The sequence below is a fragment of the Yersinia artesiana genome, assembly GCF_902726545.1.
GTDB lineage: Bacteria > Pseudomonadota > Gammaproteobacteria > Enterobacterales > Enterobacteriaceae > Yersinia > Yersinia artesiana.
The window spans coordinates 1-11,305 of record NZ_CACVAD010000086.1 but is presented as its reverse complement, the minus strand read 5'-3'; the positions used below and the strand labels follow the sequence as shown (position 1 = coordinate 11,305).

The window sequence follows — 11,305 nt, the reverse complement described above, 5'->3', positions numbered from 1 at the left end:
TTTCAATATCATCCTTTACTGGTGTGCTTTCATTAGTGCTACTGCTGCCTTGTTCATACCGTTTGGCAAACCAAAAGTTAAATCCTTATTTATTGTTGTTTCACCTTCTGCCATTCGATTACTATTTTTTATATGGCGAAATTGACCTGTTTTTATTAGTTTCATTTTTGCTTTATCTTACCTTTATCAATATTTATGATATAAAGCCTCCCACATGTGACCGTAGAAAACAGCTTGCTTCAGCCTTACCTAATGAGTATCCATTTGGGTTGGCACTGGTTTGTTTTGGCTTATTATACCTGAGCTTTTTTCTGATTTTTGAATTGGATGATGCCATTATTTTACTCATGGCGTTATCGTGGGTTTTCTTTTTATTAGCCAAGTGGCATTGGCCGGTTGTGATATTGAATATATTAGGTGCTGTCGGCGTATTTTGGTTTTTTTCATCAGGGTTTGTAGAAGTAAAACATCATCAGAATATTATTATTAATGCATTAATTAAAGTATCTTTACTGGATAGTATTTTATTCTTAATCTTCTCGCTAAGTTTATTTATTAATATGCTGTTTTGGCTGGAAGCCTGGCAACGGGAGCGGCAATGCGTGTCGATGTATCAGCAGGGATATCAGCAGGATTAATTAATCTATTGGTCATAAAAAATGCCGGTCTGGTTGCCCCATAACCGGCATTTTTGCGTGCTAGTGTATGACTACTTCACCTGCATACCTGGCTGAGCGCCATTGTCTGGGCTGAGCAGGAAGATATCTTTGCCACCAGGGCCAGCGGCCATCACCATGCCTTCTGATATTCCGAAGCGCATTTTGCGCGGAGCCAGATTTGCCACCATGACGGTGAGTCGACCTTCCAAAACTTTAGGATCAGGGTAAGCAGAACGGATACCTGAAAAGACCTGACGGGTCTCACCGCCAAGATCCAATTTCAGTTTTAATAGCTTATCTGAGCCTTCGACAAAATCTGCTTGTTGAATCAGCGCGATGCGCATATCCACTTTAGCAAAATCATCAAAACTGATGGTTTCCTGAATCGGGTCATCGGCTAATGGACCGGTTACCGCGACTGTTGCCGCCATATCTTCTTTAGAAGAGGCAACCATTTCGTTCACCTTCTCCAAATCAATACGGTTAAACAGCGCTTTAAAGGCGTTAATCTGATGGCCTAACAGTGGCTGTTCGATGCTATTCCAGGTTAATTCAGTGTTGAGGAAAGCTTCAGTGCGTTCAGTCAGCGCGGGCAGTACGGGCTTGAGGTAAGTCATCAGCACGCGGAACAGGTTGATACCCATAGAGCAAATAGCTTGCAAGTCGGCATCACGGCCTTCTTCTTTTGCCACGACCCAAGGTGCCTGTTCATCAACATAACGGTTGGCAACATCGGCCAGCGCCATAATTTCACGAATCGCTTTGCTTGATTCGCGGTTGTTATAGGCATCGGCAATACTGGCTGCTGCATCGGTGAAGGTTTTATATAACGCAGGGTCAGCAAGGTGATCGGCTAACTTGCCCGCAAAACGCTTATTGATAAAACCGGCATTACGCGAGGCCAGATTGACCACTTTGTTGACGATATCGGCATTGACGCGCTGGACAAAATCTTCCAGATTCAGGTCGATATCATCGATACGAGAGGATAGCTTGGCGGCGTAGTAATAACGCAGGCAATCGGCATCCAGATGTTTCAGGTAAGTGCCCGCTTTAATGAATGTGCCACGAGATTTCGACATTTTTGCGCCGTTTACCGTGACATAGCCATGGACGAATAGATTGGTTGGCTTGCGGAAGTTGCTGCCTTCCAGCATGGCGGGCCAGAACAGGCTGTGGAAGTAAACAATGTCCTTACCAATGAAATGATACAGGTCGGCGTCAGAATCTTTACGCCAGAACTCATCAAAATCTAAATCGCCGCGCTTGTCGCACAGGTTTTTGAATGCGCCCATATAGCCGATAGGGGCATCAAGCCAGACGTAGAAATATTTACCTGGCGCATCAGGTATTTCGAAACCAAAGTAAGGGGCATCGCGGGAGATATCCCACTGCTGCAGGCCCGATTCAAACCATTCCTGCATTTTATTCGCAACTTGTTCTTGCAGTGCACCGGAACGTGTCCAGGCTTGCAACATATCGCTAAACGCAGGTAAGTCGAAGAAGAAGTGCTCAGATTCGCGCATGACCGGTGTCGCACCCGAAACCGCAGATTTTGGATCGATAAGTTCAGTTGGGCTATAAGTCGCGCCACAAACTTCGCAGTTATCGCCATATTGATCCGGTGATTTACATTTCGGACAAGTGCCTTTGACAAAGCGATCGGGCAGGAACATCCCTTTCTCAGGATCATAGAGCTGAGAAATCGTCCGATTCTTGATATAGCCATTCGCTTTCAGGCGGCTGTATATCAGGCTCGACAGTTCACGGTTTTCATCACTGTGGGTAGAGTGATAGTTATCATAACTGATAGCGAAACCGGCGAAATCTTGTTGGTGCTCCTGGCTCATCTCGGCAATCATTTGCTCCGGTTCAATACCCAGTTGCTGAGCTTTCAGCATAATTGGGGTGCCGTGGGCATCATCTGCACAGATAAAATGAACCTGGTTGCCGCGCATTCGCTGGAAACGGACCCAGATGTCTGCCTGGATGTGCTCGAGCATGTGACCGAGATGAATAGAACCGTTAGCGTATGGTAGCGCGCACGTCACCAATATTTTTTTCGCGACTTGAGCCATAGTGGGAAATTGCTTTCTTTATGTCGATTAAAGGGTCTTTGATGTTAACCGATATACTGGTTCGTCGCTAGGGTAAGGCAGTTCATGGATAGCCTTAAGTCATAACAATGTTGTTTTAGACGGTTTTCAGCATATTTGGTTATTAACAATTTGGTTATTAACAATTCAGTTATGTGGGCTGAATCTGTTTTCTCTTTATTAGGCTCACACAGGTGTGACGGAGTTCTGGTACACTATTATGGTCTAATAACGATAAGTTCTGTTGGTTAATAACGATAAATTCAAGGAGCCGGGATGAACCCAAAATCCCCCGAGCAGACCACCCCTGACCTGCTGCAATCACAAATTTCAAAGGTTCTTGCTGCCTTTACACACCCAACCTTGCAAAAGAGCCTGACCGAGCTGCGTGCTATCCATCACTGTGCCTTATTGGACAATGTGCTACATATCGAGCTGGTGATGCCTTTTGCCTGGCAGTTCGGCTTTGACATATTAAAAGAGTCCGTCAGCGGAGAATTGCTGGCAGTGACGGGTGCCAAAGCCATTGACTGGAAACTGTCGCATAATATCACCACACTGAAACGCGCCAATGATCAACCCGGAGTTAAAGGGGTGCGTAATATTGTGGCGGTCAGTTCCGGTAAAGGTGGGGTGGGTAAATCCAGCACCGCCGTGAACCTGGCACTGGCTTTGGCTGAAGAGGGCGCAAAAGTCGGTATTCTGGACGCTGATATTTATGGCCCTTCCATTCCAAATATGCTGGGCACCACAAATCAGCGGCCAACTTCCCCTGATGGCAAGCATATGGCACCGATCATGGCCCACGGTATCGCCACTAACTCGATTGGCTATTTGGTGACCGATGAGAACGCCATGGTGTGGCGCGGCCCGATGGCCAGCAAAGCCTTGATGCAAATGTTGCAAGATACCTTATGGCCGGATCTGGATTATTTAGTCATCGATATGCCGCCGGGAACCGGTGATATTCAATTGACCCTTTCACAGAATATCCCTGTCACCGGAGCGCTGGTGGTAACCACCCCACAGGATATTGCCTTGATTGATGCCATGAAAGGTATCGTGATGTTTGAGAAAGTGCATGTGCCAGTGCTGGGCATTATTGAAAATATGAGTATGCATATTTGCAGTAATTGCGGCCATCTGGAGCCTATTTTTGGTACCGGCGGGGCAGAAAAGCTGGCGCAAAAATACCATTGCAAATTGTTGGGACAAATTCCGTTGCATATTTCACTGCGCGAAGACCTCGATCGCGGCGAGCCAACGGTTGTCAGCCATCCTGATAGCGAATTTGCTGATATCTATCGCCAACTGGCATCCAACGTTGCAGCAGAGATGTATTGGCAGGGCGAAGCCATTCCGACGGAAATCTCATTCCGCGCGGTGTAATAACCCCTATCCCCTAAATAATTCGGGGTGCAGGAAGGCGGCAAGCAAGATACAAATCGGTCGGGAACCGATTTGAACAGCATTTATGCTGCTCGTAGGGATGAGGCTCATTAATCCCGATAAGCTTACAGTCGTAAGTGATTCGGGTTATTGAGTGTAGCCAACGCAGATGCAGCTTGAAGTATGACGAGTATAACCTCCTGTGTTGCCGAAGATGCAGGGGGTTAATACTGGCATCAAACCCGTTAACTCCTTATAATTGGCGCGCTCGAAGCACCTTGCGTGCTTTGTCTCCCTTCACACTTCGTAATCAGGTCTTTAATTTTATGACTGACAAAGCACACCAGTGCGTCATTATCGGGATAGCGGGTGCCTCAGCCTCCGGGAAAAGTCTTATCGCTAGTACGCTGTATCGTGAATTGCGTGAACAGGTAGGTGACCAACATATTGGTGTCATCCCTGAGGATGGTTATTACAAAGACCAGAGTCACCTGTCGATGGAAGAGCGGGTCAAAACTAACTATGACCATCCCAGCGCCATGGATCACAATTTATTGTTAGAACATCTGCAATCGCTGAAAGCGGGCAAGCCGATTGAGCTGCCACTTTACAGTTACACCGAACACACGCGAAAAAAAGAAACCGTCCATTTAGAACCGAAGAAAGTGATTATTCTGGAAGGGATCTTGTTGTTGACCGATATTCGTCTGCGCCAGGAGATGAACTTCTCTATCTTTGTCGACACGCCGCTGGACATCTGTTTGATGCGTCGAATGAAGCGTGATGTCAACGAACGCGGCCGTTCTATGGATTCGGTGATGGCTCAATACCAGAAAACTGTGCGTCCAATGTTCCTGCAATTTATCGAGCCTTCTAAGCAATATGCTGACATTATCGTCCCTCGTGGCGGTAAGAACCGCATTGCGATCGATATTCTTAAAGCAAAAATTAGTCAGTTCTTTGAGTGATGTTCGTCTGGACCTTTGCTTCTTAATATGGCAGCTTTCATAAAATGTGAGCTGTAACATACGAATTTTGATGGGGATTTTAGCAATGAGACTGTGCGATCGTGACATAGAAGCCTGGCTGGATAGCGGCAAACTGGGGATTGACCCTCGCCCGCCAGTAGAACGTATTAATGGTGCCACAGTCGATGTCCGCTTAGGGAATCAATTCCGTGTTTTCAATGGTCACACGGCAGCATTTATCGATTTAAGTGGCCCGAAAGATGAAGTCAGCGCAGCGCTGGAGCGGGTGATGAGTGAGGAGATCAATTTACCGGAAGGGGAGGCATTCTTCCTGCATCCCGGTGAGTTGGCGCTGGCGGTAACTCTTGAATCGGTGACGATCCCCGATGATTTGGTCGGCTGGCTGGATGGCCGCTCTTCATTGGCCCGTCTTGGTTTGATGGTTCATGTGACTGCCCACCGAATTGATCCCGGTTGGCAAGGCAGGATTGTGCTGGAGTTCTATAATTCAGGTAAGTTGCCGTTGGCATTACGCCCTGGCATGCTAATTGGTGCGCTGAGTTTTGAGCCACTTTCTGGCCCGGCAGCACGTCCTTATAATAGTCGTCAGGATGCCAAGTATCGTGGTCAACAAGGCGCTGTAGCCAGTCGGATTGATAAAGACTAGCCATTTTTCTTGCTGATTTCTTAGCCTGTTTGGACGTTTTAGCCTGATTAGACAAGAGGATGTCATGAGACGATTACTAACGACGTTAATTATCCTGCTAGTGGTATTGGTAGCTGGGATGAGCGCATTGGTATTGCTAGTAAATCCTAATGACTTCCGTGCTTATATGGTCAAACAGGTCGAAAGAAAAAGTGGTTATCACCTGCAACTGGAAGGTGATTTGCGTTGGCATGTTTGGCCGCAACTGAGCATTATCGCCGGCCGAATGGCCTTAACCGCGCCCGGTGCTGCTACACCTGTAGTCAGTGCTGAAAATATGCGTCTTGATGTCAAACTTTGGCCACTGTTGTCGCATCAACTTGATGTTAAACAGGTAATGCTAAAAGGGGCGGTTATCCGCTTAACCCCTGACAGCGAAGCACAACAGCAACCAGGGGCACCGGTTGCGCCGACTGGCAATGCGCCGGTTGATGAGCACCGCGCCTGGAAGCTTGATATTAATAAAGTTCAGGTTGCCGATAGCCTGCTTATTTGGCAGCGGGCAGATAATGATCAAGTAAATGTTCGCGATATCAATCTTGAACTGCAACAAGATGCTCAGCGCCAAATACATGTCACGCTTGCCAGCCGTATTAATCGTAATCAGCGAGATGTCACTTTCTCCATGGTTGCTGACGTAGATATGAGTCGTTATCCGCAGCAGTTCGGCGCAAATGTCAGCCAGTTCACCTATAAGTTAGAAGGGGCGGATATTCCGGTGGGGGGCGTAAGCGGAGAGGGGTTATTACAAGCCAGTTATCAACATAATATTCAGCAATTACTGCTCAATAAGCTCAGTTTCACGGCAAATAACAACCAATTGGCCGGGAGTGCCAAAGCGACTTTTGGCCCAGTTCCTGAATATGTTATTAATCTGGCAGCTGATAATCTCAACCTGGATACCATTTCCGGTTGGGAGCCAAAAAGTAGCATCAGCACTAAAGACAGCGCTAAACAGCCAGCGGTAACTGCACCGGTTATTGCTATCCAGGCGGATGATGATGTAGGGCAAGATCTACAGGCATTACGTAATTTTACGGCGCAACTCACTCTCACCGCGAATAATTTGGTGTACCGCGCCATTCAAGTTAGCCAACTCAATTTACAAGCATCAAACCAGCAGGGTGATATCCAGATTAGCCGGTTGACTGGCAATGCATTGGGCGGTGATTTTTCGCTGCCAGGTTCGCTGGATGTGACCGGTAAGAAGATGTTCACCGCTATCAACCCGGTGATAAACCATATGGAATTAGGCCCAGTATTGGCAGCCGCTGGCTTACCGCAGATGATGACCGGTAAATTCACCATGAAAGCGCAGCTGTCTGGTGATGGAATTAATGTTAAGGCGTTTAACCATCGTTGGAAAGGCAACGCTGAGTTCAGCATGAATGATGCGAAGTTGGAGGGGCTGAACATTCAACAACTAATCCAGCAAGCGGTCACACGTAGTTCCAGCGATGTTAAAGGTCAAGACAGGTATGAACGTTACACCGAGGTTAAACAGCTGCAAGCCAGTCTGGCCCTGAACCGAGGGCGGGTGAATGTAAGCAACCTCGGTGCGGATTCTTCCTTGATTTCCATTAAAGGCGACGGAGAACTTAATTTGCCGGCGCAGCAATGTGATATGAATCTGTCAGTGCGAGTGATGCAAGGCTGGAGTGGGCAAGATAGCCTGGTCAGGATGCTGCAAAACACGGATATTCCCCTGCGTATCTATGGCCCATGGACTCAACTGAGTTATCAACTGAATGTTGAGCAGCTTTTACGTGGTGAATTACAGCAGCGGGCCAAAAAAGCACTTAATGATTGGGCTGAACGTAATCAGGAAAGTCGTGGAAGCAAAGATCTTAAAAAGCTTATTGATAAACTTTAATACGGCATCACCTCCGATAGTCATAAGCATATCGGGGGTGATAGTTTCTCTTTGTTATTTTCCTGTTGTTGAATTGTTCGCCAAAATCGCCTGTCTAAATATAAAATCCTCTCACCTGCTCACAAACTAATATTTGTTTCTAAAATCTCTGTGAATTATTGATAGATGTCATAAACTCGCCGGTGGACTTTGGGCAGAGTGCAGAGCGATTTCTGCGTTTTAACAATAATAATGACTGATACCTAAAATCATAGGCATGCCGCTGCTTGCGATGTCATGCCGAAAGCAAAGGGTATTTAGCAACAAACGAGTATTTGGCGAGAGAGGGTATATGTTAGATCTTTTGATTGGGGTTGTAGTAGCCATCGGTGTCGGCCGTTATATTATTAAAGGCTACTCAGCCACCGGCGTACTGATGGTTGGTGGTTTATTACTATTAATTATCAGCGCGTTAATGGGCAAAAATGTATTGCCTGCCAGTGCAACACCAACCGGCTGGCGAGCGACGGATATTGTTGAGTACGTCAAAATCTTGCTGATGAGCCGTGGTGGCGATCTCGGCATGATGATCATGATGTTATGTGGCTTTGCCGCCTATATGACCCACATTGGCGCGAATGATGTGGTGGTCAAGATTGCATCCAAACCACTGCAAATGATCAACTCACCTTATTTATTGATGGTCGCCGCTTATATTGTGGCCTGTTTGATGTCTTTGGCGGTGTCATCGGCAACTGGGTTGGGCGTATTGTTGATGGCGACATTGTTCCCAGTGATGGTTAACGTTGGCATCAGCCGGGGGGCTGCAGCAGCAATCTGCGCATCACCAGCGGCGATCATTTTGGCACCAACCTCTGGTGACGTCGTGTTAGCAGCAAAAGCCTCTGAAATGCCTCTGGTCGATTTTGCCTTTAAAACCACATTACCGATCTCCATTGCTGCGATTGTCTGCATGGCCATCGCTCACTTTTTCTGGCAGCGTTATCTGGATAATAAAAGCCAGGAAAAGCATGAAATGATGGATGTTAATGACATCACAACCAATGCTCCGAGCTTTTACGCCATTCTGCCCTTTACACCCATCATTGGTGTGTTGATCTTTGACGGTAAATGGGGGCCGGAACTACACATCATCACGGTATTGGTTATCTGTATGCTGATTGCCGCAGTGATTGAGTTCTTACGTAGCTTCAATGCGAAGACGGTATTTACCGGCCTTGAAGTGGCTTACCGCGGAATGGCAGATGCATTTGCTACTGTTGTGATGCTCTTAGTTGCCGCTGGGGTATTTGCACAGGGATTGAGCACTGTTGGTTTTATCAGCGGTCTGATTGGATTAGCGCAATCATTTGGTACCGGCGGCATTATTATGATGTTGGTATTAGTCACCATCACCATGCTGGCGGCCATGACTACCGGCTCTGGTAATGCACCATTCTATGCGTTTGTTGAATTGATTCCGAAACTGGCGGCGCAAATGGGGATTAATCCGGCCTATCTGGTGATCCCAATGCTACAAGCTTCAAATCTGGGTCGTACATTATCTCCGGTATCTGGTGTGGTGGTTGCAGTGGCTGGGATGGCAAAAATCTCTCCGTTTGAAGTAGTAAAACGTACCTCAGTACCGGTATTGGTTGGGCTGGTTGTGGTCATTGTTGCCACAGAAATCCTGGTTCCTGTGCACTTATAACGTCGGCAAATAACAATAAAAAGCCGGGCAACGAAAAGTGGCCCGGCTCTATTCTTTATCATTATCTCAGTCTGATATTTTATACTGCCAGTGCATTACACTTCATAATCAGGGTCTGGAACTTTCAGCGGCGTTATCTTCACCTTTAAGATGCGATGGCTGCTGACTTCAAGCGGCTCAAACAGATAGTCACCAATTTTCAGCTGTTCACCGACTTTAGGTATCCGCTGGGTATACTCCATCAACAATCCGGCCAATGTATGATATTCGCGTTTATCATCAATCGGTAGTGGCAGATAGAGCACCAAATCTTCCAACGGCATATAACCATTCGCTATCCAGCAGCCATCATCAGTTTGCTGAATGTCATGACGGGCATCGAGCTCTTCACCTGCTACTGGCAGATTACCTGCAATGGTTTCCATCACATCGGTGAGAGTTACGACCCCTTCAATCGAGCCAAATTCATCCACTACAAAGGCAAAATGGGTTTGCGCCTGACGGAATTGCTCCAAGGCCATCAACAGTGAAACCTGTTCTGGGAAGATTAATGGCTGGCGAATCAGCGCCCGTAAATCGAGTTTTTCGTTCGCTAATTGTTGCTTCAGCAAATCAATGACGTGAATGACACCCAGAGGTTCATCTGTTGAACTATCTTCAGTAACCACAATTCGGGTATGCAGATTTTTTGTCAGTAACTGAGTGAGTTTTTCTGGCGGGTCATTCAAATCGAGATACTCGACATCATGACGAGAAGTCATGATGCTGCTGACTGTCCGTTGCGCCAGCCCCAATACCCGCTCAATCATCCGGCGTTCTTGCTCGTTGAACACCTCTTGACCGACACTGGTATTATCAGCAATCAAATTGGCGGTATGGTTATCCAATTCAGCTTCTTCGTGTTTGCCACTGAGCATGCGCAGCACTGCTTCTGCTGTCCTCTCCCGCAATGGGCGAACGGTCGACAGGAAGCGGCGGCGGTTGAATTGGGCAAACTGATTCAGCGATTCAATAATGACTGAGAAGCCAATAGCGGCATACAGATAGCCTTTCGGAATATGGTAGCCAAAGCCTTCAGCCACTAAACTAAAGCCGATCATCAGCAAGAAACTCAAACACAGAATGACAATCGTGGGATGTGCGTTTACAAAGCGAGTTAATGATTTACTGGCTAACAGCATCAGACCGATGGCGATACAAACTGCTGCCATCATTACCGCGAGGTGATCGACCATACCAACGGCGGTAATCACCGAATCGAGGGAGAAAATAGCATCCAACACCACGATTTGTGCAACAACCGGCCAGAACCGTGCGCCTTTGCGCTGCTGGTTTTGTTGGTGATCCTTGCCCTCAAGCCGCTCATTAAGCTCCATCGTGGCCTTGAAGAGCAGGAATACCCCGCCGATCAACATGATTAAGTCACGCGCACTGAACGGATGGTTAGAGATCGTGACTAATGGTGCGGTGAGTGTTGCTAACCATGAGATACTTGCCAATAGCACCAGGCGCATGAGCAATGCGCACAACAACCCCGTGACTCTGGCCTTATCTCGTAGATGACGTGGTAACTTCTCCGCCAAGATGGCAATAAATATTAGGTTGTCTATACCTAACACAATTTCGAGCACAACCAGCGTTGCCAGCCCCGCCCAAATAGTAGGATCTGCGATCCATTCCATATTTCTAACTTCACCTTTTATTTCGACGGCTTATGCCACTAAAGCGAATAATGAGCCTATAACATCAAATTTTCAAATTTAAATATAAGAAATGGATCATATCAATTGTAAAAAAAACAAAAATATAAAAGAAAGAAAATAATCGTAACAGATTGAAAATATTGTTTTTTATGTTAGTTTGTCCAGCCTTGAAGCTGAATAAACTAACAGACATTTCCTAGTTAAAATTAATACTATATAAT

General features: G+C 46.7%; 8 protein-coding genes. 6 read left to right on the top strand and 2 right to left on the bottom strand.

The features are described from left to right. Positions 1-5 precede the first annotated feature (5 nt). Complete coding sequence (locus HU019_RS19605; protein ID WP_235921495.1) at positions 6-638, top strand: hypothetical protein; 633 nt, start codon at positions 6-8, stop codon at positions 636-638. Between the two features lie 71 nt (positions 639-709). Here the strand turns inward: HU019_RS19605 and metG are convergent, their stop codons facing one another. Continuing rightward, positions 710-2,737, bottom strand: a complete 2,028-nt coding sequence (metG, locus tag HU019_RS19600; protein ID WP_174849890.1) for a methionine--tRNA ligase — start codon at positions 2,735-2,737, stop codon at positions 710-712. Positions 2,738-3,031: 294 nt separating this feature from the next. On the opposite strand from metG, the gene apbC reads away from it, so the two are divergent. From apbC to dcuC, 5 genes are all read left to right on the top strand, one after another. Beyond that, positions 3,032-4,144: an iron-sulfur cluster carrier protein ApbC gene (apbC, locus tag HU019_RS19595; RefSeq protein ID WP_174849891.1), complete on the top strand. Its 1,113-nt coding sequence runs from the start codon at positions 3,032-3,034 to the stop codon at positions 4,142-4,144. Between the two features lie 326 nt (positions 4,145-4,470). Then, on the top strand, positions 4,471-5,112 hold the full coding sequence (udk, locus tag HU019_RS19590) for a uridine kinase (protein WP_005162352.1): 642 nt from the start codon (positions 4,471-4,473) through the stop codon (positions 5,110-5,112). Between the two features lie 85 nt (positions 5,113-5,197). Further along, positions 5,198-5,779: a dCTP deaminase gene (gene dcd, locus HU019_RS19585; protein WP_005162354.1), complete on the top strand. Its 582-nt coding sequence runs from the start codon at positions 5,198-5,200 to the stop codon at positions 5,777-5,779. Between the two features lie 64 nt (positions 5,780-5,843). Beyond that, on the top strand, positions 5,844-7,691 hold the full coding sequence (gene asmA / locus HU019_RS19580; protein WP_174849892.1) for an outer membrane assembly protein AsmA: 1,848 nt from the start codon (positions 5,844-5,846) through the stop codon (positions 7,689-7,691). Positions 7,692-8,022: 331 nt separating this feature from the next. Beyond that, a complete protein-coding gene (gene dcuC / locus HU019_RS19575; RefSeq protein ID WP_032819001.1) occupies positions 8,023-9,381 on the top strand; it encodes an anaerobic C4-dicarboxylate transporter DcuC in 1,359 nt (452 codons plus the stop codon). Between the two features lie 95 nt (positions 9,382-9,476). On the opposite strand, the gene HU019_RS19570 is transcribed toward dcuC, so the two are convergent. After that, complete coding sequence (locus HU019_RS19570) at positions 9,477-11,063, bottom strand: TerC family protein (RefSeq protein WP_174849893.1); 1,587 nt, start codon at positions 11,061-11,063, stop codon at positions 9,477-9,479. Between the last annotated feature and the right edge of the window lie 242 nt (positions 11,064-11,305).

Coding starts and splice junctions, on each gene's coding strand:
- dcd (WP_005162354.1), top strand. CDS start 5,198: ATGAGACTGTGCGATCGTGACATAGAAGCCTGGCTGGATAGCGGCAAA.
- HU019_RS19570 (WP_174849893.1), bottom strand. CDS start 11,063: ATGGAATGGATCGCAGATCCTACTATTTGGGCGGGGCTGGCAACGCTG.
- apbC (WP_174849891.1), top strand. CDS start 3,032: ATGAACCCAAAATCCCCCGAGCAGACCACCCCTGACCTGCTGCAATCA.
- udk (WP_005162352.1), top strand. CDS start 4,471: ATGACTGACAAAGCACACCAGTGCGTCATTATCGGGATAGCGGGTGCC.
- dcuC (WP_032819001.1), top strand. CDS start 8,023: ATGTTAGATCTTTTGATTGGGGTTGTAGTAGCCATCGGTGTCGGCCGT.
- asmA (WP_174849892.1), top strand. CDS start 5,844: ATGAGACGATTACTAACGACGTTAATTATCCTGCTAGTGGTATTGGTA.
- metG (WP_174849890.1), bottom strand. CDS start 2,737: ATGGCTCAAGTCGCGAAAAAAATATTGGTGACGTGCGCGCTACCATAC.